At 72.3% G+C, this 23,210-nt stretch carries 20 protein-coding genes; 13 read left to right on the forward strand and 7 right to left on the reverse strand.

Annotated features, from left to right (window positions below; genetic code table 11):
* Window positions 1–62 precede the first annotated feature (62 nt).
* Together ACRYCC_RS15880 and ACRYCC_RS15885 are read left to right on the forward strand one after the other, a co-directional pair.
* Complete coding sequence (locus ACRYCC_RS15880; protein WP_433812730.1) at window positions 63–1,034, forward strand: NADPH:quinone reductase; 972 nt, start codon at window positions 63–65, stop codon at window positions 1,032–1,034.
* A 123-nt stretch (window positions 1,035–1,157) separates the two neighbouring features.
* Complete coding sequence (locus tag ACRYCC_RS15885) at window positions 1,158–2,162, forward strand: hypothetical protein (protein ID WP_433812732.1); 1,005 nt, start codon at window positions 1,158–1,160, stop codon at window positions 2,160–2,162.
* Window positions 2,163–2,194: 32 nt separating this feature from the next.
* Here the strand turns inward: ACRYCC_RS15885 and ACRYCC_RS15890 are convergent, their stop codons facing one another.
* Window positions 2,195–2,833: a tetratricopeptide repeat protein gene (locus ACRYCC_RS15890; protein ID WP_433812734.1), complete on the reverse strand. Its 639-nt coding sequence runs from the start codon at window positions 2,831–2,833 to the stop codon at window positions 2,195–2,197.
* A 703-nt stretch (window positions 2,834–3,536) separates the two neighbouring features.
* On the opposite strand from ACRYCC_RS15890, the gene ACRYCC_RS15895 reads away from it, so the two are divergent.
* The 5 genes from ACRYCC_RS15895 to ACRYCC_RS15915 all read left to right on the forward strand — a co-directional run bounded on the left by ACRYCC_RS15895 (window position 3,537) and on the right by ACRYCC_RS15915 (window position 8,355).
* Window positions 3,537–4,517, forward strand: a complete 981-nt coding sequence (locus ACRYCC_RS15895) for a magnesium transporter MgtE N-terminal domain-containing protein (RefSeq protein WP_433812736.1) — start codon at window positions 3,537–3,539, stop codon at window positions 4,515–4,517.
* 269 nt (window positions 4,518–4,786) lie between these two features.
* A complete protein-coding gene (locus ACRYCC_RS15900) occupies window positions 4,787–5,635 on the forward strand; it encodes a fumarylacetoacetate hydrolase family protein (protein WP_433812738.1) in 849 nt (282 codons plus the stop codon).
* Window positions 5,632–6,414: an SDR family NAD(P)-dependent oxidoreductase gene (locus ACRYCC_RS15905; protein WP_433812740.1), complete on the forward strand. Its 783-nt coding sequence runs from the start codon at window positions 5,632–5,634 to the stop codon at window positions 6,412–6,414. Before ACRYCC_RS15900 ends, ACRYCC_RS15905 begins: the two co-directional genes overlap by 4 nt.
* 79 nt (window positions 6,415–6,493) lie before the next feature.
* A complete protein-coding gene (locus tag ACRYCC_RS15910; protein WP_433812742.1) occupies window positions 6,494–7,363 on the forward strand; it encodes an amidohydrolase family protein in 870 nt (289 codons plus the stop codon).
* A 113-nt stretch (window positions 7,364–7,476) separates the two neighbouring features.
* Window positions 7,477–8,355, forward strand: a complete 879-nt coding sequence (locus tag ACRYCC_RS15915) for a Gfo/Idh/MocA family protein (protein ID WP_433812744.1) — start codon at window positions 7,477–7,479, stop codon at window positions 8,353–8,355.
* A 30-nt stretch (window positions 8,356–8,385) separates the two neighbouring features.
* Here ACRYCC_RS15915 and glpK (ACRYCC_RS15920) read toward each other — a convergent pair whose 3' ends face one another.
* Entirely contained in the window at window positions 8,386–9,897 is a 1,512-nt protein-coding gene (glpK, locus tag ACRYCC_RS15920; protein WP_433812746.1) for a glycerol kinase GlpK, read from the reverse strand.
* Between the two features lie 41 nt (window positions 9,898–9,938).
* On the reverse strand, window positions 9,939–10,706 hold the full coding sequence (locus ACRYCC_RS15925) for an IclR family transcriptional regulator (RefSeq protein WP_433812748.1): 768 nt from the start codon (window positions 10,704–10,706) through the stop codon (window positions 9,939–9,941).
* A gap of 313 nt (window positions 10,707–11,019) precedes the next feature.
* On the opposite strand from ACRYCC_RS15925, the gene ACRYCC_RS15930 reads away from it, so the two are divergent.
* The 3 genes from ACRYCC_RS15930 (at window position 11,020) to ACRYCC_RS15940 (ending at window position 15,159) form a co-directional block, all read left to right on the forward strand.
* On the forward strand, window positions 11,020–11,850 hold the full coding sequence (locus ACRYCC_RS15930) for an MIP/aquaporin family protein (RefSeq protein WP_433812749.1): 831 nt from the start codon (window positions 11,020–11,022) through the stop codon (window positions 11,848–11,850).
* 43 nt (window positions 11,851–11,893) lie between these two features.
* Window positions 11,894–13,411, forward strand: a complete 1,518-nt coding sequence (gene glpK / locus ACRYCC_RS15935; protein ID WP_433812751.1) for a glycerol kinase GlpK — start codon at window positions 11,894–11,896, stop codon at window positions 13,409–13,411.
* A gap of 74 nt (window positions 13,412–13,485) precedes the next feature.
* Window positions 13,486–15,159: a glycerol-3-phosphate dehydrogenase/oxidase gene (locus ACRYCC_RS15940; protein WP_433812753.1), complete on the forward strand. Its 1,674-nt coding sequence runs from the start codon at window positions 13,486–13,488 to the stop codon at window positions 15,157–15,159.
* A gap of 50 nt (window positions 15,160–15,209) precedes the next feature.
* Here ACRYCC_RS15940 and ACRYCC_RS15945 read toward each other — a convergent pair whose 3' ends face one another.
* Both ACRYCC_RS15945 and ACRYCC_RS15950 read right to left on the reverse strand, forming a co-directional pair.
* Window positions 15,210–16,031 carry a methyltransferase domain-containing protein gene (locus ACRYCC_RS15945; protein WP_433812755.1) on the reverse strand — a complete coding sequence of 274 codons (822 nt, stop codon included), beginning with the start codon at window positions 16,029–16,031 and terminating at the stop codon, window positions 15,210–15,212.
* A complete protein-coding gene (locus ACRYCC_RS15950) occupies window positions 16,028–16,387 on the reverse strand; it encodes an ArsR/SmtB family transcription factor (protein WP_433812756.1) in 360 nt (119 codons plus the stop codon). The genes ACRYCC_RS15945 and ACRYCC_RS15950 overlap by 4 nt, the downstream gene beginning before the upstream one ends.
* A 262-nt stretch (window positions 16,388–16,649) precedes the next feature.
* Between ACRYCC_RS15950 and ACRYCC_RS15955 the strand changes: the two genes are divergently transcribed.
* Window positions 16,650–18,935 (forward strand): ATP-binding protein, encoded by a 2,286-nt coding sequence (locus ACRYCC_RS15955; protein WP_433812758.1) that lies wholly within the window; start codon window positions 16,650–16,652, stop codon window positions 18,933–18,935.
* On the forward strand, window positions 18,932–21,058 hold the full coding sequence (locus ACRYCC_RS15960) for an ATP-binding protein (protein WP_433812760.1): 2,127 nt from the start codon (window positions 18,932–18,934) through the stop codon (window positions 21,056–21,058). The genes ACRYCC_RS15955 and ACRYCC_RS15960 overlap by 4 nt, the downstream gene beginning before the upstream one ends.
* A 32-nt stretch (window positions 21,059–21,090) precedes the next feature.
* Here the strand turns inward: ACRYCC_RS15960 and ACRYCC_RS15965 are convergent, their stop codons facing one another.
* Entirely contained in the window at window positions 21,091–21,969 is an 879-nt protein-coding gene (locus ACRYCC_RS15965; RefSeq protein ID WP_433812762.1) for an FAD:protein FMN transferase, read from the reverse strand.
* 66 nt (window positions 21,970–22,035) lie between these two features.
* Window positions 22,036–22,230 (reverse strand): DUF5999 family protein, encoded by a 195-nt coding sequence (locus ACRYCC_RS15970; RefSeq protein ID WP_433812764.1) that lies wholly within the window; start codon window positions 22,228–22,230, stop codon window positions 22,036–22,038.
* A 354-nt stretch (window positions 22,231–22,584) separates the two neighbouring features.
* On the opposite strand from ACRYCC_RS15970, the gene ACRYCC_RS15975 reads away from it, so the two are divergent.
* Complete coding sequence (locus tag ACRYCC_RS15975) at window positions 22,585–23,205, forward strand: TetR family transcriptional regulator (protein ID WP_433812766.1); 621 nt, start codon at window positions 22,585–22,587, stop codon at window positions 23,203–23,205.
* The last annotated feature ends 5 nt before the right edge of the window (window positions 23,206–23,210 follow it).

Genomic DNA, 23,210 nt, shown 5'->3' on the forward strand with positions numbered 1-23,210 from the left:
CGAGGTCCCCCCGTTAGGGTCGGCCGGACCGGGTAGGTCGGCTCAGAGGAGAGGGGATCACGATGAAGGCGGCTTTGTACCGTGGCACGGGCAAGGCGGACGAGGTGCTGCGGGTCGAGGAGGTCGAGCGCCCCGAACCAGGTCCCGGCGAGGTGCGCGTGCGGGTGGCCGTCTCGGCGGTCAATCCCACCGACTACAAGACCCGCGCGGGCATGACCCCGAGGCCCATCGACGACTTCCAGATCCCGCACCAGGACGGGGCGGGCGTGATCGACGCGGTGGGCGACGGGGTCGACCCGGCGCGTGCGGGGGAGCAGGTGTGGGTGTGGTTCGCCGCCGCCGGGCGCCGCTGGGGCACCGCCGCGGAGTGGACGGTGGTCCCGGCGCGGCAGGCGGTTCCGCTGCCCGGAGGGGTGTCCCTGGACCTCGCCGCGAGCCTGGGTGTTCCGGCCATGACGGCGCACCGCTGCCTGTTCGCCGACGGGCAGCTCGACGGCCGTACCGTGCTGGTCGCCGGTGGGGCCGGTGCGGTCGGGCATTTCGCCATCCAACTCGCCAAGCGCGCGGGAGCCCGGGTGGTGACCACGGTCAGCGGCCCGCAGAAGGCAGAGCTGGCCGCGGAGGCCGGCGCGGACCACGTGGTGAACTACCGGGACGACGACGCCATCGACCAGGTGCGGTCCTTCGCCACGCGGGTCGACAGGGTGGTGGAGGTGGCGCTCGGGGCGAATCTGGAGCTGGACCTCGCCGTGTCCGGGCCCGAGACCGTGATCGCGACGTACGCCGCCGAGGCCCAGGACCCGGCGCTCCCGGTCCGCGCCTGCATGACGGCCAACGTCGCGCTGCGGTTCGTGCTGCTGTACGGGGTGCCGGTCCCCTCCCTGGAGCTGGCGGCGCGCGACATCACCGCCGCCCTCGCCGCGGGGGCACTGAGCGAGCTGCCCGTCCAGCGCTACCCGCTGGAGGAGATCGTGGCGGCCCAGGAGGCCGCCGAGGCCGGAGCCGTCGGCAAGGTCCTCGTGGACGTCGGCTGATCGAGCGGGAGCCCGCCGGTGCCGGCGGTCTCCCGCGGAATCGAGTAGGGGCCTACTCATGCCCTGCGTCACCGGGCGGGTCAGTCTCGGGTCACGAAGGTTGACCGATGAGAGGACATCCCCATGACGTACCAGGATCCTGTCGTGCCCCCGGCCACCCGGTCAGGGCAGGCCGCCTCCGCCGCACCGGACCCCGGCCCGCAGCCGCCGGAATCCGGCACCGAGGTGGCGGCCGAGGTGACCGGCGGGCCGGGCGATGCCCCGGTGCCGACTCAGGTCGTACGGGTCGTGCGGGGAGCGGAGGCCCGGCAGGCCGCCCAGGTCGCGGACACCGTGGCGGCACGGCTGCGCAGACCGGCCGATGAGGAGGCCGAGGCGGCGGCGCGGCGGCGGGCCGAGTTCGCCGCGCCGGCCCTGCGCGTGATCGAGTCCGATCCCGCCGCCCGGGCCGCGCTGGAAGCGGCCCGGCCGGAGGTGGAGCGAGCCTCGCTCGGCGCCTTCTCGCTCGTGGTGCACGAGAACACCACGTTCGTCGTGCCGCCCTACGACGAGCCCTGGTACGAGGGGTATCCGGCCCAGCGCACGGTCGACACCGGTTCCGGCGCGATCAACATCCACGGCGGATCGGGCCATGTCATCGGTGGCGCGGACGGCCTGATGAGCACCGCCGCCGGGGTCAACCTGGTCATCCAGGCCGAGCAGCCCGCCCTCATCGAGGTGCGCCCCTGGGTCAACTGGTCGGTCCGGTACCTGGTCGGCAGCCATGGGCTCGACTCCAGCGGACGCGTCACCGGCGGCATCCAGGCTCAGGCGTTCGAGGTGGTGACCTGGGGCGGGGGCGGGGGCGGCCTGGGCGGCGGTGGCAGCCACCCGGTCACCGACCTGCGCCGCTCGACGAACTGGAACGCGAACACCAGCGCCGACCCGCACGAGGTCACCGACGACGGCACCGTCTCCGATCTGTGGCTGCGCTTCCCGATCCAGCCCGGAGTCCAGCGGTACGTCGCGCACGTCGGAGCGTGGCTGGAGTGCGATGCGGTGAGCGGCTGGGGAGGCATCACCGGAGTGGGCGAAGCCCTCGCGACCGTGCAGGCCGTGGTCAAGTGGATGGTCGTCGCGAAGGTCTGACCCGGGTCCGCCGACGCACGGCAGGCTGCCGGTCACGCCGATCCGGTGTCGCCTCGGCTCGCCGCGCGGTGACGGAAGGTCAGCGCCTCTTCCGCGTGTCCGCTCTCTTCGAGGAGGTCGGCGAGGTTCAACATGATCAAGGTGTAGATCTCGTAATCCTCGTCCTCCTCGTCGTCGAGGAAATCACCGCCGTCATCGATCGCCCGGCGATACCAAGCCTCGGCCTCCGCTACCCGGCCGTCCTCTTTGAGAAGGTTGGCCAGGGTGTTCCGGGGCCCCGGGAAGGGTACAGCGGCGGCAACCCGAAACCAATGTTCGGCCTCCTCGTCCAGGCCGTCCTCCGCCAAGAAGAGTCCCAGGTTGTACTCCGCCGTACGATCGCCCGGAACGGTGACCGCTTTGCGCAGCCAGCGCACCGCTTCTTCCCGGTCCTCGTCCTCGAGAAGCAGTGCGAGGTTGTTCATCGCGGTATACCAGCCTTGGCCGGCTGCCACCTGGTTCCAGCGGATCGCCTCTTCCTTGAGGCCTCTTCCGGCGTACAGGGAACCCAGCAGGCTTGCGGCGTTGGCGTGGCCTGTTCCGGCTACCCGCCGGAGCAATGGTTCGGCGCCATCGTGATCCTGCGCCCACCACAGGCGTTCAGCCTCGGCCCACACGGCCTCAACGTCCATGGGCGCACGATAAAGACGCGCGATCAACGAAGTACAGATATCGGAAGGCCTGGACCGGTGGGCGATCTTCCTCGCCCACCGGCCTTCCGGTGAGCCGGGATCCGAGCCGTGACGCGTGCCGCGCTCTCGGCCGCATGGCCGTACGCCCCCGTGTGAACCTCGGCCGACGGCCATGACGGGGGTTCGCACTTGAGAGAGACTGAGGTTCGCCGTAGAGCGGGTGCCGGAGCGGAGGGTGCGTATGCAGTGGTGGCAGTTCGCGCTCCTCGGTGCCGCCGGTGGCGGCTTGGTCGAATTCCTCAGTGTCTTCCGGTGGTTCGCCGTCTGGCAGGCGTCCCGGCGGACACAGCTGGGTCGTGTCAAGGGGCGGCCACCGGCGCTGCGCCACTACGTGGACGTGGCGGCCCATTCGTGGATGGCGATATTCCGCATGTCAATGGGCGCGGGGGCTGCTGTCCTGTTCGGGACGAGCGGGCAGATCAGCGGGATCTACGCCGCCGTCGCACTCGGATTCTCCGCGCCATCGCTCCTGGCCCAGCTCGGGACCGTGCCTCAGATAGCCGCTGCCGTGGCGGGATCCGCGAAAGAAGGTGCCGCTGCTCCGCCGACCCCGGCTGAGGGACCTCCCTCCGTCTCCACGGGGGAACCGCTCACGGCGAACCCCCGGATCTCCGCGCATTCGAGCGAGGAGGGGACCGCCTAGATGAGCGACCGTTCCCTGCCGCAGCGAGTCGTCGCCGGCCTGTTCGGAGCAGACGTCATCCCCCTGGCGCCCGAGGCGCCGCCCGCAACGGCCGGGTACTCACTGCCGCGCCGGATTCTCGCGGGGATTCTCGGAGTGCACCTGCCGGATCGGCGGCCGTCGGCCGGGGCGGCCCGGCCGGGCGACGACGCTTCGCCTGCCGCCGTAGTCGTGCAGCCGGGAGAGCCGAGCTCCTGGCCGCCGGCCGGCCTTCGACCGCAGCGGGAGTCCGGGCCGAGGGCGGATGAGCAGGACCTTTTCGCGCGTGCTCAGACAGAGGCGCTGCACAGGCAGATCGAGTTCGCGCCGATGATGGCACGGACGTATGCCGCCGCCCGCGGGGACATCAGCGTCCAGGTGATGTCGCAGTTGGCAGACCGGCTGGAGCCCCGGACGGCAGCCGCGATCCTGCTCAAGGTCGATCCTGCTCTGGCCGCCCTGACGCTCAAGGGCATGGGCCGCAAGCAGGCGGTTCGGGTGCTGGAGGTCATGTCCCGGCGGCCCAGGAAGACCGCACGGGTACTACGTGCGATGCCGGTCAAGACCTCCCGGAAACTGATGAAACGGTTGCCGCCCGACGTGGCCGCCTCGATCCTGCGGCGCATGCCGTCCAGGCAGGCCGCCGCCATCATCGTCGCCATGATGCCGTCGTCGGCGAAGGCTCTCGTCGGCGAGGCGCCACGCCTGTCGGCCGTCGCGTTGATCGTGGATGCGCTTCCCGCCAGGTCGTCTGGTGCGATTCTCGGTCACGTACCTCCGGAGACGGCCGCTGAGATCATCCTGACCAGCGGAGATCGGGCCGCGCCGCTGATGAGCCGGATGGGCCATCGCAGCCTGGCTTCGATGTTGCACAACATGGACCCCGTGACGATGGCCGGGCTGACACGGCGCCTGGACCCGGTGGCCCTGGACATGATCCGGCGTGTCATGAACCGCCCCTGAGCGTCGGACCGGCGCGCCGGTCACTCCGGCGGCGGCCGCCAGGAGGAGCCCGCCGCCGGGCGAGAAATGACCGGGTGGACCGCCGGGTCGATCCGGCAACGCCATTAACCCGATGAATATCCGCCGCGGCCGGCTCCTGTGCGGGTCTGAAGTCAGAGGAAGTGGCATCGTGTCCTGTATTCATCCTACCTATCTCTCTTTACCGGCAGATGAGTTGTATGCAAGGGTGCCGCCATGGACGGATCGGTCGATCAGACGGAGGTGCGGGCGTGAAGTTCGTTCGGGTGGGGCCCGCGGGTGCGGAGCGGCCCGCTGTGCTGGGAGGCGATGGGCGTCCACTGGACATCTCCGCGCTGACGGCCGACATCGACGGGGCGTTCCTGGCGGGTGACGGGGTCGCCCGGGTCGCCGGGGCCCTCGCGGCGGGGGCGCTTCCGGAGGCCGGTCCGCACGACCGCGTCGGCGCGCCGATCGCACGCCCGGGAAAGATCGTCTGTATCGGCCTGAACTATTCCGACCATGCGGCGGAGACCGGTGCGCAGCCGCCGTCGGAGCCGGTGGTCTTCTTCAAGGCCGCCAACACCCTGGTCGGCCCCAACGACACGGTGCTGGTGCCCCGGCTGAGCCGCAAGACCGACTACGAGGTCGAGCTGGCCGTGGTGATCGGCCGGACGGCGCGCTACCTGGACGGCCCGGCCGACGCCGCGGGGGTCATCGCCGGGTACGCGGTGGCCGATGACGTCTCCGAGCGCGAGTTCCAGATCGAGCGGGGCGGTCAGTGGGACAAGGGCAAGTCCTGCGAGACCTTCAACCCGCTCGGTCCGTGGCTGGTGACGGCGGACGAGGTGCCCGACCCGCAGGCGCTCGGCCTGCGGCTCTGGGTCAACGGGGAGCTGCGCCAGGCCGGCCACACCAAGAACATGATCTTCGGCGTCCATCACGTGATCTGGTACCTCAGCCAGTTCATGGTGCTCGAACCAGGGGACGTGGTGAACACCGGGACGCCGGCGGGTGTCGCCCTGGGCCGCGGTGACGACGCCTACCTGCGGGAGGGCGACCTGGTCGAGCTGGAGATCGACGGCCTAGGCCGGCAGCGGCGGCGGATGGGCCAGGCGTGAGCGTGGGCGAGGCCCCGGCCGCCGACGGCGGGGAGTTCGGCGGCCTGGTCGCGGTGGTGACCGGCGGCGCCTCCGGGATCGGGCTGGCGACCGCGTCGCTGCTGGCCGCCCGCGGCGCGAGGGTCGCGGTGCTGGACGTGGTGACCTCGGTGGAGCCGCCGCTGCACGGCTACGCGTGCGACGTCACCGACGACGTCGCCGTGGAGGCCGCGATCGGGGCGGTGGCCGAGCGGTTCGGGCGGCTGGACGTCCTGGTGAACAACGCGGGCATCGGTGCCCAGGGCACCGTGGCGGACAATCCCGCGCAGGAGTGGCTGCGGGTGTTCGACCTCAACGTGGTCGGCCTGGCCCGGGTGACCCGTGCGGCGCTGCCGCATCTGCGCCGCTCACCGGCGGCGGCGATCGTCAACATCTGCTCCATCGCCGCCACGGCCGGGCTCCCGCAGCGGGCGCTGTACTCGGCGTCCAAGGGTGCGGTGCTCGCGCTGACCCGGGCGATGGCGGCCGACCACCTGCCCGAGGGCATCCGGGTCAACTGCGTGAACCCGGGTACCGTCGACACCCCGTGGATCGGCCGGCTGCTGGCGTCGGCGGACGATCCGGAGGCCGAGCGCGCCGCCCTGTCCGCGCGGCAGCCGCACGGCAGGCTGGTGAGCGCCGCGGAGGTGGCGGCCGCGGTCGCCTACCTCGCCGGGCCCGGGTCGGGATCCACGGTCGGTACCGAGCTCGCCGTGGACGGCGGCATGGCAGCCCTGCGGCTCCGCCCCCGGCCCGCATGAACTCCGGTACGGCCAGGCCGCCGGAGCACGTGAACGCCGGTGCGGCGGGTGCCGGCGGGCCGTACGGCACGGAGGCGCCGTGACCCGGGTCGACGCGCATCACCACGTCTGGGATCTGGCCGTCCGGGACCAGGACTGGATCGATCCGGTCGCGATGGCGGCGATCCACCGTGACTTCACGCTGGCGGATCTGCGGCCCGCCGCCGTACGGGCCGGGGTGACCACGACCGTCATCGTGCAGACCGTGGCGGTCGCGGAGGAGACCCCGGAGCTGCTCGCCCTGGCCGCGGCCGACGGGCTCGCCGGCGGGGTGGTCGGCTGGGCGGACCTCACCGACCCGGCGGTCGCGGACCGGCTGGCCGAGCTCCGCGCGCTGCCCGGCGGCGGGTCGCTGGCCGGGATCCGCCATCCGGTGCAGGCCGAGCCGGATCCGGACTGGCTGACCCGGCCCGAGGTCCTGCGGGGGCTGCGCGCGGTCGCCGCCGCCGGGCTGGCGTTCGACCTGCTCACGCTGCCCCACCAGCTCCCGGCCGCGGTCCGGGCGGTACGCGCCGTACCGGAGCTGCGGTTCGTGCTGGACCACCTGTCCAAGCCGCCCATCGCGCGCGGGGAGCTCCGGCCGTGGCATGAGCACTTGGTGGCGCTGGCCGGCTGCGGCAACGTCGCCGCGAAACTGTCCGGGCTCGTCACCGAGGCCGACTGGGGCGCGTGGAGCGTGGCGGACCTGCGCCCCTACGCCGAGGCGGCACTGGCCGCCTTCGGTCCCGGCCGGCTGATGTTCGGTTCGGACTGGCCGGTGTGCACCCTCGCCGCCTCGTACGCCGACGTGGTCGCCGCCGCCGAGGAGCTGACGGCCGGGCTGTCGGGCACCGAGCGGCGGGCCGTGTTCGGGGACACGGCCCGGCACTGGTACCGGCTGCCTTCCCGGGCGGCCGGGGACGCACGCTGACCCGGCCCGCGGCGGCGGGCCGTTCCCCCCTGCCGGGCTGCCGGCCGCCGGCATCGTCGTCCCGGACCGACCGCGAGGAGAGCACGTCATGACGGCGGTACTAGGCTCGGCGCATGGGTGAACCGGTAGCGGTGGGATTGGTAGGGGCAGGGCCGTGGGCCGGCATGGTGCACGCGCCGGCGTTGGCAGCGGGGCCGGAGACGCGGCTGGCGGGGGTGTGGGCGCGGCGACCGGAGGCCTCCGCCGAGCTGGCGGCCGCGCACGGGGTGCCCTCCTTCACGCGCCTGGAGGAGCTCTTCGACTCCTGCCAGGCCGTCGCGTTCTCGGTGCCGCCGGACGTCCAGGCCGACCTGGGGGTACGCGCCGCGCGGGCGGGCAAGGCGGTGCTGCTGGAGAAGCCGCTGGGCATGGACCTCGACGGGGCGCGGCGGCTGGCCGACGCCATCGGAGAGGCGGCCGTCGCCTCGCAGATGGTCTTCACGCTGCGCTACTCGGACGCGGCCCGGGCCTTCCTCGAGCGGGTCCGGGGCCTGGAGGTGTTCGGCGGTCACGGCTCCTTCGTGTCGTCGGTGCTGAGCGGCGGGCCGTTCGCGACGCCCTGGCGGCTGGAGCGGGGCGCCCTGCTCGATCTCGGACCGCACATCGTCGATCTCCTGGACGCCTCGCTCGGACGGGTCGTCGGGGTGCGCGCGCACGGCGACCCGATGCGCTGGGTGGGGCTCATGCTGGAGCACGAGGGCGGCGCGGTGAGCGAGGCGTCGGTCTCGATGGCGGGTACGGGTGAGCTGCCGCCCGCGCGCATCGAGGTGTACGGGCGGCAGGGGCACGCGCTGCTCGACTGGTCGGCGGTGGGCCCGGAGGTGTTCGCGACCATGGTCGCGGAGTTCGCCTCGACGGTCCGCAACGGCGGCGGGCACCCGCTCGACGCCCAGCACGGCCTGCACATTCAGCAGGTTCTCGCTTCGGCGGAGGCCCAGCTGCAGAACGGCTGACACCGCTCCGCCGCCGCGGAGCGGGCACGGTCATCGGCCGGCGGGCTGGATCCAGTCGAAGGAGCGCTCGACCGCGCGGCGCCAGTTGCCGAACTCCGTGGCACGCAGCTCCGGATCCATGTCCGGCAGCCACTGCGCCGCCCGGTGCCAGTTCCGGCGGAGTTCCTCCTGACCCGCCCAGTAGCCCACGGCCAGCCCGGCGGCGTAGGCGGCGCCGAGCGACACCGTCTCGGCCACCATGGGCCGTACGACGGGGACGTCCAGCACGTCGGCGATGAAGCGCATGAGCAGGTTGTCGGCCGTCATGCCGCCGTCGACCTTGAGCTCCGTCAGGCTCAGGCCGGAGTCGGCGTTCATCGCGTCGACGACCTCGAGGGTCTGCCATGCCGTCGCTTCGAGGACGGCACGCGCGAGGTGGCCCTTGGTGACGTAGGAGGTGAGGCCGACGATCACGCCGCGGGCCTCGCTGCGCCAGTGCGGCGCGAAGAGGCCGGAGAACGCCGGGACGATGTAGCAGCCGCCGTTGTCCTCGACGGTCCGCGCCAGCGTCTCGATCTCCGGAGCGGTGTCGATCAGTCCCAGCCCGTCACGGAACCACTGCACCAGCGCCCCGGTGATGGCGATCGACCCTTCGAGGGCGTACACCGCGGGCTCGTCACCGATCTTGTATCCGACGGTGGTCAGCAGGCCGTGCGTGGAGCGGACCGGCTTGGCGCCGGTGTTCATCAGCAGGAAGCCGCCCGTGCCGTAGGTGCACTTGGCCTCTCCCGGCGCGAAGCAGGTCTGCCCGAACAGGGCCGCCTGCTGGTCGCCGAGGGCCGCGCCGATGTGCACGCCGGGGAAGACCCGGCGGGCCACGCCGTAGGTCTCGGTCGAGGACCGGATCTCCGGCAGGATCGCCCGCGGCACCCCGAAGAAGGCCAGCAGCTCCTCGTCCCAGGCCAGGGAGGTGAGGTCCATCAGCAGCGTCCGGCTGGCGTTGGTCACGTCGGTGACGTGGACGCCGCCGTCCGGGCCGCCGGTGAGGTTCCAGATGAGCCAGCTCTCCATGGTGCCGAAGAGCACCTCGCCGCGTTCGGCCCGCTCCCGCAGCCCGGGTTCGTGATCGAGCATCCAGCGGATGCGCGGAGCCGAGAAGTACGTGGCCAGCGGCAGGCCGCAGCGCTCGGGGACGATCTCCGCCATCTCGGTGCCCGCCAGCTCGTCGATCAGACCGGCCGTACGGGTGTCCTGCCACACGATGGCCCGGCCGATGGGCACGCCGGTGACGCGGTCCCACAGGACCGTGGTCTCCCGCTGGTTGGCGATGCCGACGGCCGCCACCCGATCCGGCCCGACGCCCGCCTGGGCGAGGGCCTCGGGCGCGATGCGTTCGAGGTTGCGCCAGATCTCCAGGGCGTCGTGCTCGACCCAGCCCGGCTTGGGGAAGTGCTGCTTGTGCTCTCGCTGCGCCACCGACACCAGGCGTCCGCGGTGGTCGAACAGGATGCATCGCGTCGAAGTCGTACCTTGGTCGATGGACATGACATAGCGCTCAGCCATGAGGTTCCTACCTGCGCAATGCTGTCGAGGGTGGGGGGCGCTCACCAGCGCGAGGCGCCCAGGTCCCGCGAGACGGCGCGCGCCGCGTCCCGCAGATAGCCCACGAGTGCGGGGTCGGGCACGCCCTTGGTGTCACACAGCCGTTCGACCGCTCCGGACACCCCGATCGCGCCCACGACCAGCCCGCCGTAGCCGCGGATCGGCGCGGCGATGCCGGCCTCACCGATCGACATCTCCTCGACCTCGGAGGCCCAGCCGAGATCGCGCACCCGGGCGAGGGCGCGCACCAGCTCCCTGGAGCTGGTGATGGTGCGACGGCTGAAGGCCTCCAGCTCGACGCCCTCGATGGAGGTCGCGGCGTTGGCGTCATGGGCGAGCAGTGCCTTGCCCAGGGCGGTGGCGTGCAGCGGCAGCAGGGCGCCGACGTCCAGCGACTGCAGGGTGTCATCCGGCCGGAACACATGGTGGACGACCAGGACCTTGCCGTCGAGCAGGGTCCCGATGCGGACGGCCTCCCCGCTGCGCGAGGCCAGCGCGTCGGCCCAGTTGATCGCCCGTGACCGGAGCTCGTTCACGTCGAGGTAGCTGGTGCCGAGATGCAGGAGCTGCGGTCCGAGCAGGTACTTTCCGCTCGCCTCGTCCTGCTCGACGAAGCCGACCCGCTCGAGGGTGCGGATGATGCCGTGCGCCGTGCCCCTGGCCAGGCCCAGGGACTTGGCTATCTCGCCGACGCCGAGCCGGCCGGAGCTGCGAGCGAGAAGACGAAGGATCGCGGCCGCCCGCTCGATCGACTGCACTGGTCCCGGCATGGCAAGGAATCCTAGCTGGCCGGGCATAGTGCCGACAATGTCGGCAACTGGCGTCTTCGTTGCCAGATTCCATGTCCCATGTCCGGATCTTCGTGGTGAGGATCACATCGGGCAGCGTAATGCCTGATATCTCTGCCGCAAAGTGTTCGACAATGTCGGCACTTGTCCGTTGACCCCTTCAGAACGCCCGCATAGCGTCCTCGGCAACCGTGAGGCGGGTCACAGGCTCTGCGTGCGACCTGCGGAAACGGCCGTCCGTCCGCGACCGGACCACGAGTTCCCGGTCGCGTGGCACACCACCCCAGGAGGACACGTGGCGGAGCGGAGAAGGATTCCGGTACTGGTCGGCGAGCTGGCCGCAGAGTTCGCCGGAACAATGATCATCATCCTGTTCGGAGTAGGCGTCGTGGCCCAGGTCGTGGCCGGCGGCATCGGCGACCACGACAGCATCGCCTGGGCGTGGGGCCTCGGGGTCACCCTGGCCGTCTACGTCTCCGCCCGTATCAGCGGCGCCCACCTCAACCCCGCCGTCACGGTCGCCCTGGCCGTCTTCAAGGGCTTCTCGTGGCGCAAGGTCGCGCCGTACATCGTGGCGCAGACGGCCGGCGCGTTCCTGGCCGCGCTCCTCGTGCGCTGGAACTACAGCGAGGTCCTGGCGAAGGCCGATCCCGGCCACACGATCAAGACCCAGGGAGTGTTCTCGACGCTGCCCGGCAACGGGACGCTGCCCGTGCACGAGTGGGGAGCCCTCCGCGACCAGGTGATCGGCACGGCGATCCTGCTGTTCCTGATCCTGGCCATCACCGACCTGCGCAACTCCTCGCCCGCCGCCAACCTGGCACCGGTCGTCGTCGGCCTGGTCGTGGTGGCCATCGGCATGGCGTGGGGAACCGACGCGGGCTACGCCATCAACCCGGCGCGTGACCTCGGACCCCGCCTGGCCTCCTTCCTCACCGGCTACGGGAGCGCCTTCCGGGATCAGTACGGCAACCTCTACTTCTGGGTCCCGATCGTCGGGCCGCTCATCGGAGGGGTGATCGGCGCGGGCCTGTACCAGGGCCTGGTCGCACGCTTCCTGCCCGACGAGGAGGCAGCGCCCGAGCCCGCCGCCGTCCCGAGCCGGACCCAGTACGAAGCGGTCTGATCCGCTCCTCATCTCCGCTCCTCATCTCCAAGGGAGACACTTCATGGCCGACTTCGTCGGTGCAGTAGACCAGGGCACCACCAGCACCCGCTTCATGATCTTCGACCATGGTGGCAACGAGGTGGCACGCCACCAGCTCGAGCACCAGCAGATCCTCCCGCAGGCCGGCTGGGTCGAGCACAACCCGACCGAGATCTGGGAGCGCACCCGTGCCGTCATCGAGACGGGCCTGAGAAAGGCCGACCTGCACGCCGCCGATCTCGCCGCGCTCGGCATCACCAACCAGCGCGAGACGACCGTGGTCTGGAACCGGCGCACCGGCCGGCCGTACTACAACGCGATCGTCTGGCAGGACACCCGTACCGACCGCATCGCCTCCGCGCTGGAACGCGAGGGCAAGGGCGAGGTCATCCGGCACAAGGCGGGGTTGCCTCCGGCGACGTACTTCTCCGGTGGGAAGGTGCAGTGGATTCTGGAGAACGTCGAGGGGGTGCGGGAGGCGGCCGAGGCGGGGGAGGCGGTGTTCGGTAATACCGACACGTGGTTGCTGTGGAATCTGACCGGGGGCACCGATGGTGGTGTTCATGTGACGGATCCGACCAACGCGAGCCGTACGATGCTGATGGATCTGGAGACGTTGAGCTGGGACGAGGAGCTGCTGTCGTTCTTCGGTATCCCGCGGCAGATGCTGCCGGAGATCCGGCCGTCCTCCGACCCCCGGTTCTACGGCCTCACCCGGGCCGACGGCCCCCTCGGCGGTGAGGTCGCCCTCACCTCCGACCTGGGCGACCAGCAGGCCGCGACGGTCGGGCAGGTGTGCTTCGAGGTCGGTCAGGCCAAGAACACCTACGGCACCGGCAACTTCCTGCTGCTCAACACCGGCACCGACCTGGTCCGGTCCGGGAACGGGCTGCTCAGCACGGTCTGCTACCAGTTCGGCGACTCCAAGCCGGTGTACGCGCTGGAGGGTTCGATCGCGGTCACGGGGTCGGCCGTGCAGTGGTTGCGTGACCAGCTCGGGATCATTTCGGGGGCGGCGCAGAGTGAGTCGCTGGCGCGTCAGGTCGAGGACAACGGCGGGGTCTATTTCGTGCCGGCGTTCTCCGGTCTGTTCGCGCCGTATTGGCGGTCGGATGCGCGGGGGGCGATCGTCGGGTTGTCGCGGTTCAACACCAATGCTCACCTGGCTCGGGCGACTCTGGAGTCGATCTGTTATCAGACCCGTGACGTGGTGGAGGCGATGCGGCAGGACTCGGGGGTCACTCTCGATGTGCTGCGGGTGGACGGTGGTGTGACGGCGAACGAGCTGTGCATGCAGATGCAGGCCGACATCCTGGGTGTCCCGGTGTCGAAGCCGGTCGTGGCCGAGACCACGGCGCTGGGCGCCGCCTACGCCGCCGGGCTGGCCGTCGGCTTCTGGAAGTCCACCGACGAGCTCAAGGGCAACTGGAACGAGGACCGGCGCTGGCAGCCGCAGTGGACCGCGGAGCAGCGCGAACGCGGCTACGCCGGCTGGAAGAAGGCCGTCGAGCGCACGCTCGACTGGGTCGACGTCGACTGACCAGGCTCGGGGCGGCCGGCACGAGGCCGGCCGCCCCAGCCCCTTCCTTCGCACTTCTCCTGAGGAGCCTGAACGTGACACCTGCACCACTCGGGCCGCGGTACCGGACCACCGCGCTGCGCACCATGGCCGAGACCGAGTTCGACGTACTGGTCGTCGGCGGCGGCATCGTCGGGGCCGGGGTCGCGCTCGACGCCGTGTCACGGGGCCTGTCGGTCGCGATGGTCGAGGCCCGGGACTGGGCGGCCGGCACGTCCAGCCGGTCCAGCAAGCTCATCCACGGCGGCCTGCGCTACCTCGAGCAGAAGGACTTCCGCCTGGTGCGCGAGGCCCTGCGCGAACGCGGCCTGCTCCTGCACCGGCTCGCCCCGCACCTCGTCCGGCCGGTGCCGTTCCTGCTGCCTCTCCGCAACCGCGTCTGGGAGCGTTTCTACATCGGAACCGGCATCACGCTGTACGACACGCTGGGCGGAGCGCACGCGCTGCCCCGGCACCGGCAGCTCAGCCGGCGCGCCGCCCTGCGGGAGGCCCCCGGGCTGCGGCCCGACGCGCTCGTCGGCGCCATCCAGTACTACGACGCGCAGGTGGACGATGCCCGGCTCACCATGATGGTCGCCCGGACGGCCGCCCAGTACGGCGCCACCGTCGCGACCCGGGCGGAGGTGACCGGGTTCCTGCGCGAGGGCGCCCGGGTGACCGGTGCGCTGGTGCTCGACCTGGAGAGTGGCCAGGAGATCGCCGTCCGGGCGCAGCGCGTGATCAACGCGACCGGTGTGTGGACCGACGACGCACGGAACATGGCCGACGCCCGGACCGCCTACAGCGTCCGGGCTTCGAAGGGCGTGCACTTCGTGGTGCCGCGCGACCGCATCCACCTCGCCACCGGGCTGATCCTGCGGACCGAGAAGAGCGTGCTGTTCGTCATCCCCTGGGGGCGGCACTGGATCGTCGGCACCACCGACACCGAGTCGGACCGCCGCATCGACGCCCCCGTCGCCGACCGTGCCGACATCGACTACCTGCTGGAGCACGTGAACGCGGTGCTGCGCACGCCGCTGACCTACGACGACATCCAGGGCGTCTACGCCGGGCTGCGCCCGCTGGTCGACGGGAGGGCGGACGACACCACCAAGCTCTCCCGCGAGCACACCGTCTTCGAGCCCGTACCGGGCCTCGTGGTCGTCACCGGCGGCAAGTACACGACCTACCGCGTGATGGCCAAGGACGCCGTCGACGTCGCGGCCGCCGGCATGGAGACGGCCGTCGCCGAGTCGGTGACCGACCGGGTGCCCATCGCGGGCGCGGTGGGGTTCGAGGTGCTGTGGAACGAACGCCGGCGGATCGCGGAGCAGTCCGGCCTGCACATCGCGCGCGTCGAGCATCTGCTGAGGCGGTACGGGTCGTGCACGGACGAGCTGCTCCAGCTGATCGAGGCGGAGCCCGGCCTCGGGGAGCCCATTCCCGGAGCCGAGGACTACCTCAAGGCGGAGGCCGTCTACGCGGCGTCGCACGAAGGCGCCCTCCACCTCGAGGACGTACTGTCCCGGCGCACGCGCATCCTGATCGAGGAGTGGGACGGCGGAGTGGCCGCCGCCCCGGAGGTCGCCCGGTTGATCGCCCCTGTCCTCGGCTGGGACGCCGAGGACGTCGCACGCGAGACCGAGCGGTACCTGCGGCACGTCGAGGCCGAGCGCGGGGTCCAGCGGCAATGGCTCGACGAGGCGGCCGCGGTGCCCGGAGCCGCCTGAGGCCGTCCCCCGGACGCCGAAGGGCGTCGCCGCGTCCGCGGGCGGCTCGCTCAGCCGGTCCCCGCGGGGCCGGGTCGCGCCGCCCGGGTGGCGGGCTTGACCGCCTGGACGATCGCCGAGTGCAGTCCGCCGCCCGCGTCGGCCGCCGGGGTGACGGTGACCGCGGTGAAGCCGGCCGCCGTGAGGGCCTGCCGGTACCCGGCGGCGGTCAGGGTGCCGGTGACGCAGCCGACTCGCCGCTCGGCCTCGGCCCGCCGGGCGGGATCGAGGCCGTCGTCGGCGATGACGTCGCTGATCCCGAGGCGCCCGCCGGGCCGCAGGACCCGGAAGGCCTCGGCCAGCACACGGGGCTTGTCGGCGGACAGGTTGAGGACGCAGTTGGAGATGACGACGTCGACGGCGTCCCCGGGCAGCGGGACCTCCTCGATGTGGCCGTGGAGGAACCGGGCGTTCGCCGCTCCGGCCCGCGCGGCGTTGGCGCGGGCGAGGGCGATCATGTCCTGGCTGGCGTCCAGGCCGTAGGCCATGCCGGTAGGGCCGACGCGGCGGGCCGACAGCAGGACGTCCAGGCCTCCGCCGGAGCCGAGATCCAGTACGGTCTCGCCCTCCCGCAGGGCGGCGACGGCGAGGGGGTTCCCGCAGCCCAGGCTGGCCCGCAGGGCGGCCTCGGGAGCGTCGGCGGGGTCGTAGGCGGCGGCGCCGAAGCAGTCGCCGCCGGCGGGGTCACAGTCACCGCCGAGCGGCGTGCCGCCGGCCATGGCGAGCCGGGCCAGGCCGGAGTAGTGCGCCACCACGGACTCGCGTGCCCGCGTACCGCCGCCGGAGGGAGAGAGGCCGGAGGGAGGGAGGCCGGAGGGAGGGAGGTCGGTCATCCAGGGTCTCCTGAGGGTACGGGCGGGCATGCCGGGGGAGCGGGCACGGGGCGTCCCATCACCACGTCGGCGGCCGAGGGGAAGCAGGCGACGCAGGTGTCGTTGATCCGGTAGTAGGCGGCGGTGCCGCGCCGTTCCACCAGCACGAACCGGACCTCGGCCAGCACCTTCAGGTGCGCCGAGACGGTGGACTGGCCGACGTCGACCGCCGCGACGATGTCGCCGACGTTCATCGGCTCGCCGTGCCGGGCCAGCAGCGACACGATCTGGATCCGGGTGGCGTCGGCCAGGGCCCGGAACCAGGAGGCGTACTCGGTGGCGGTGGGCCGGTCCAGCGGCCCCTGGTCCATATTCATCGTTAATCGACGATAGACGATTAAGTGCACCGGCGGAAGGCCTCCCGCATGGCCGCCGGGGGGTTCTGCGCCCCGACGGCCCGTGCCGCGTACCCGGCTGGGCGAGCACCGGCGGCGGCGCATAACCTGGCGGTGTGAGCGCGGGTCCAGCGCAGGACGGGCTGATGACCGGAGCCGGCGCGAGGCCGTGACGGGCATGGCGACATCGGGTGCCCCGAACCGGCGGCATGTGGCCAGGTTGCCGGCCGAGGTCAGCAGTTTCGTGGGACGTCGGCGTGAGGTGGCCGAGGTCAAACGCCTGCTGTCCGCGTCCAGGCTGGTGACCCTGACGGGCGTGGGCGGGGTCGGCAAGTCCCGGCTGGCCTCCCGGGTGGCGGTGGGCCTGCGGCGGGCCTTCCCGGACGGCGTGTGGCTGGTCGAGCTGGCCGACCTGGACAGGCCGGAGCTGCTGATCCCGACCGTGATCGAGGCCCTGGAGATCCGCGATCACTCGACCCGGCGGCCGATGACCGTGCTCATCGAGAACCTCCAGGACAAGCAGGCGCTGATCGTGCTGGACAACTGCGAGCACCTGCTCCAGGAGTGCGCCGTGATGGCCGAGCGGCTGCTGCGCGCCGCGCCGGAGCTGCGGATCCTGGCCACCAGCCGGCAGGTGCTGGGGGTCGCCAGCGAGCAGACCCTCGCGGTGCCGACGCTGCCGCTGCCCGAGGAGGGCCCGCACCCGGCGGCGCGGGGCATGCCGAAGTCGGAGGCGGTCCAGCTGTTCGTCGAGCGCGCCGAGGCCGTACTGCCGGACTTCGTGCTCACCGAGACCAACCGGGAGACGGTGGAGCGCATCTGCCAGCGGCTGGACGGCCTCCCGCTGGGCATCGAGCTGGCGGTGGTGCGGCTGCGCGCGCTGTCGGTACACCAGCTGCTGGACCGGCTCGATGATCGTTTCCGCCTCCTGACCGCCGGATCGCGGGCGGTGCTGCCCCGGCACCAGACGCTCCGCGCGTTGATCGACTGGAGCTACGCCCTGTGCACGCGCCAGGAGCGCCTGCTGTGGGCGCGGGCCTCGGTGTTCAGCGGCGGGCTGGACCTGGAGGCGGCCGAGGCGGTCTGCTCGGGGGGCGGCATCGCCCGGGAGGACGTCCTCGACCTGGTGATCGGCCTGGTGGACAAGTCGATCCTGATCCGCGAGGAGCATTCCGGCTGGGTCCGGTACCGGCTGCTGGAGACGATCCGGCAGTACGGCCGCGAACGCCTGGACGAGTCCGGCGGGATACTCGAGCTGCGGCGCCGCCACCGGGACTACTACCGGGCGCTGGCCGCGGAGGCCCGCGGAAGGCTGTTCGGGCCGGACCAGGTGCGCTGGTTCACCAGGCTGCGCCTCGAGCACGCCAACCTGCGGGCCGCCCTGGAATTCTGCTTCATCGGGCCGGAGCACCGGATCGGCCTCGGCATGGCGACCGACCTGCTCTACCACTGGATCACCAGCTACTACCTCGGTGAGGGGCGCGGCTGGCTCGACCGTGGCCTGGCGGGGGACCTCGCGCCCAGCGAGGACCGGGCCCGCGCCCTGTGGGCCGACAGCTGGCTGGCCATCATCCAGGGTGACTGCGGCGTGGCGGACGCCATGCTCAAGGAGAGCAAGGTCCTCGGGGAGCAGTTGAACCTGGAGTCCGTGGGGGCCTACGTCGCGCTCTACTCGGGCATGGTGGCCATGTGCCGTGACGACACCGGCACCGCGATCCCGCTCTACGAGGAGGCGGTGGCCCGGCACCGCGCGGCCGGTGACCCGGTGGGCCTGGCGCTCGCGCTCATCCGGCTCTCGCTCGCCCATTCCTTCCTGGGCAACTCGGCGCGCGCCGTCGCCCTGGGCGAGGAGGCCGACGCCGTGTGCGACGCCTACGGGGAGGGCTGGCACAAGGCGTACTCCATGATGGCGCTCGGCATCGAGGTCTGGCGGCAGGGCGACACCCGGCGCGCGACCGCCCTGGAGCAGGAGAGCCTGCGCTTCAACCGCTCACTCGACGACTCCCTGGGGGTCGGGATGAACCTGGAGGTGCTGGCCTGGATCGCCGCCACCGAGGAGCAGTTCCCCCGGGTCGCGCAGCTGCTGGGAATCCTCCAGACCACCTGGCAGACGATCGGTGCCCCGCTCTCCGGGTTCGGACATCTGGCGCACTACCACGACGAGTGCGAGTTCCGTACCCGCCGGGCGCTCGGCTCCGCCGCCTTCCACGCCGCCTTCCGGCGCGGCGCGGACCTCGCCTACGGCGACGCGATCGCCTATGCCCTGCACGAGCACCAGGCGGCGGGCCCGCCCGCGGGTACCGGCCCGCAGCCGTCGCCGCTCACCCGCCGGGAGATCGAGATCGCCCGGCTCATCGCTCAGGGGATGAGCAACAAGGAGATCGCGGGCGCGCTGGTGATCGCCCAGCGCACGGCCGAGGGGCACGTCGAGCACATCCTGAACAAGCTCGGCTTCAACTCCCGCGCCCAGATCGCCACCTGGTTCGGCGACCTGACCCGCGCGGCCGACGAAGAGCACCTGCCCGGATGACCGGGCACGGCACGGCCACCGACGGCGATCTCGACGCGGACCCCGGGCCGGCCGAGCCGTCCGGTTTCGTGGGACGCCGGCACGAGCTGTCCGAGGTGCGGCGGCTGCTGCGCCGGACGCGGCTGCTGACGCTGACCGGCGCGGGCGGGGTCGGCAAGAGCCGGCTGGCGCGGCAGGCCGCGGAGTCCCTGCGAGGGCGCTTCCCGGCCGGGGTGGAGCTCGTGGAGCTGGCCACGCTGGAGGACGGTGACCTGCTCGAACCGGCGGTGGCCGCGGCGCTGGGCCTGCGTGACCGGGGGCGGTTCGCCATGCCGGTGCTGGCGGACCACCTGAGCGACAAGCGGATGCTGCTGGTGCTGGACAACTGCGAGCATCTGCTGGGGGAGTGCGGGGCCCTGGTGGGCGGCCTGCTGCGCGCCGCACCCCGGTTGCGGATCCTCGCCACCAGCCGGCGCACGCTGGGGGTCGACGGGGAGCAGGTGCTGGCGGTGCCGGCGCTGGCGGTCCCGGACGCCGAGGACGGAGCCCGGACCGTCGCGCGCCGCGAGGCCGTGCGCCTGTTCGCGGCGCGGGCGGCCGAGGTACGGCCGGGCTTCGCGGTCGGCGCCGCCAACGCCCCGGTCGTGGGCCGCGTGGTCCGGCTGCTGGACGGCAATCCGCTCGCCATCGAGCTGGCGGCGGTACGGCTGCGCACGACGCCGCTGGACGAACTGGCCCGGGAGCTCGGTGATCGTTTCAAGGTGCTGACCGGCGGCAGTTCCACCGCGCTGCCGCGTCACCAGACCCTGCGGGCGACCGTGGAGTGGAGCTTCGGCCTGTGCTCACCCGACGAGCGGCTGCTGTGGGCACGGCTGTCGATGTTCCCCGGCGGGGTGGACCTGGACACCGCGGAGGCGGTCTGCTCGGGGGAGGGGATCGCGCGGGAGGACGTGCTCGACCTGGTGGCCCGGCTGGTGGACGAGTCCGTCCTGACCGGTGAACGCCGGGGCGCCGTGGTCCGCTACCGCATGCTCGACAGCATCCGCGCCTACGGCCGCGAGCGGCTCGCCTCGTCCGGCGACCGGGCGTTGCCCCGGAGGTACCGGGAGCACCACGGGCGGCTGGCCGAACGCAACCGGATCGACCGCCTCGAGCCCGATCAGCTCGACCGGTTCCACACACTGCACCAGAACTTCCCCAATCTGCGGCTCGCGCTCGACCTGTTCCTGGGCCCGCGGGGGGATCCGCTCGGCGGGCTGGAGATGGCGTCCGCGCTGTGGGCCTACTGGATCACCGCGGGAGCTCTCTCCGAGGGCCGCCACTGGCTGGAACGCGGTCTGGAGCTCGTACCGGAGGCCGGAGCGACGCGGATCAGGGGGCTGTGGGCCGACGCGCTGCTCGCCATCTACCAGGGCGACCTCGCGGCGGCGCGGCCGCGGCTGGAGGAGTGCGAGGTCCTCGCGGGCAGGTCGGGCGACGCCTCGGCCATCGCCTACGCCGTCCAGAACTGCGGCCTGGCGGCGCTGGCGGGCGGTGACAGCGCGGGCGGGTTCACCCTGATGGAGGACGCCCGGGCCCGCCATCTGGCGATCGGTGACACGCACGCCGTCGGTGTCAACCTGTTCCAGGCCGCCGCCTTCGGCGCCGGCCTGGACCCCGGCCGCGCAGCCGCCCTCGGCGCGGAGCTGCTCGAGCAGTCGCGGGCACGCGGCGCGTCGCTCTTCCAGTCCTACGCGCTCCTCGCCCTCGGGCTGGCCGCGTGGCGGCGCCGCGACTGCCGGGAGACCGAGGCGCTGACGCGGGAGGCGGCCGCCATCATGGCCGTGATCAACGATCGGTGGGGCCTGGCCCCCTGTCTGCAGACGCTGGCCTGGGCCGCCGGCGCGCGCGGGCGGCAGGCGCGAGCCGCCCGGCTGCTCGGGGCGGCCCACCGGCTGGTCCGGGCCACCGACTGCAGCCCGGATGTCTGGTACCACGCGGGCTCCCACCAGGAGTGCGCGGTCCGGGCGCGCCGGGTGCTGGGAGCCGGCGGCTTCGCGGCGGCCTTCCGCGGCGGGACCACGTTCAGCCTGGACCGGGCGGTCGCCTTCGCGCTGGAGGACGGTCCGGAGGACGGCGAGGGACGCCGGGACCGGCGGATGTGATCATGCCGGTCCCGGCGCCTGTGCGAGGGGTTTCAGCCGGCCACGTCGACGATGGGCCGATCGGCGTCGGCGGGCCAGCCTCCGACGGTGGTGGCCCAGCCGTCGAAGTGCACCATCCGGGCCGGCAGCCCCAGCGAGGCCAGCCAGTCGGGAGCGTCGGTGCCGCGCTTCATGGCCGCGCTGCTCACCGTGCCGGCCTCCACGCAGCTCCCGGCGGCGACGGAGATCGTGCGCCACGGCCCGTGCACCGCCCGGCTGGAGCGGGGGTCCAGGATGTGGGTGACGATCTGCCCGCCGGGCAGCGTACGGGTGCGTACCTCCAGCCTGGAGGTGGCCAGCCCGCCGGCCATCCGCAACGTGACGTCCTGGCCGGACAGGCGTCCGTGCCGCTCGCAGTGATGATTGTCGCCCACCCGTACCGGCCAGCCGGCCGGCGGCACCGGCCCGGCCACGGCCACGTCGCCGCCGAGGGCGAACAGCACCCCGCACCGCGACTCGCCGGCCGCGAGCTCCGCGGCCCGGTCGGCGGCGAACGCCTGGGCGATGGCCCCGAAGTCGAGGGCGGCTCCGGGCGGCAGCGTCACGGTGCCCGCGGGTTCGTCGACCCGGACCGACCGCCAGTCCGCTCCGTCGCCACCGCTGATCGGATCGACCCGCCCCTCGGTGATCTCCGCCGCGTGCAGGGCCGTCCACAGCACCGCGTGGAAGGTGGCGCCGGCCCGGGCGGGCCGTCCGGCCGCCGCCGCGACCAGCGCCAGGTCGGAGTCGACGCGACGGGGGCTGCAGGCCCTGTCGATATCGGTGATCACCCGTTCCACCGCCCTGCGGGCCGTCTCCAGCCTGCCCGGCTCGGTCACCACGAGCGTGGCGGTGCGCTCCCAGAGCGGAAAGCTCTCTTTACCAAAAGCCATCAAGGCCCCCATGTCATGACGCCCCGGGCTACGGCAGGCGCCGCCGGGGTGGAGTAGGCGAATGGCTCACGCCGCTCGCGCGGGGACGGTCTGGTGAGCGGGAACGGTCCGCCCGTCGGGCATGAGCCCGCCGGTGTCTTCGAAGATCACCACGCCGTTGCACAGGAGCCCCCAGCCCTGTTCGGGGTGGTAGGCCACCAGGCAGGCCGCCTCACGGTCTCCGGCGTCCGCGGATGGACAGGACGGCTGGTGTTGACACATGATTCGTACCTTCGCTCCTTTTCCAGGCTTGAATGCGCTTTCTCCAATCATGTCCGGGCATCCAGAGGGGGAAGACGGGATAAACCCCTACTTCACTACCTGTTCGCCTGGGTAGCCCGCCGTCGGGCGTACGCTACTGTTCGCTTATGATCACCCTGCCGCCGTCCGCGCCGGTCCCGCCGGGCGGGGGCGGCCCCCGCCTGCGGAGCCGCCGGGCGCCGGGGCTCCGTGGCCTGTCCCGGGTGCGCCGTGACGGGCGTCACGTTACGGGCGCTCCCGTACGGTGATCTAAAGGACTCGCGAGCCGCCGTGCCAAGCCGCCTGCTCGCCACCGAACGGAGTGAGGCAGTGGCCATGAGCGGGACAGCCGCGCGGCCGGGACCCCGGCGCGATCCGGACCGTCGTCGTGCCCTGCTCGAGGCCGCCGACCGGGTCATCCAGCGGGAGGGCCCGGAGGCGTCGATGGCCGCGATCGCCGCCGAGGCGGGCATCAGCAAACCGATCCTCTACCGTCACTTCGGCGACAAGAGCGGTCTCTACCAGGCGCTGGCCGAGCGCCACACGCGCAAGCTGATCGAGGGCATCAAGGAGGAGTTCTCCCGTTCCGTCGGCATCCGGGCGCGGACCCTGATGACCATCGACACCTACCTGGCGACCATCTCGGCCAACCTGCAGCTCTACCGCTTCCTCATGCACCGGGCCAGCGCCGAGGACGCAGCCACGCACAGTGCGATGAGCACGATGATCAGGGGTATCAGCACCGAGCTCGCCGAGGTCATGATCGCTGAAGGCCGGATGGCCGACCCGGCCCTGGCCTACGTGTGGGGTCACGCCATCGTCGGCATGGTCCAGACGGCGGGAGACTGGTGGCTGGACCATCCGGAGGTGCCCCGCGAGACCGTGGTGGACGGCCTCGCCGATCTCATCCTGGGCGGCCTGCCCGCGGTGGCCGGGGGGCACACGGCGGAGCTTTGACAAGG

This window comes from Actinomadura scrupuli, from assembly GCF_050971785.1.
GTDB lineage: Bacteria > Actinomycetota > Actinomycetes > Streptosporangiales > Streptosporangiaceae > Actinomadura_E > Actinomadura_E scrupuli.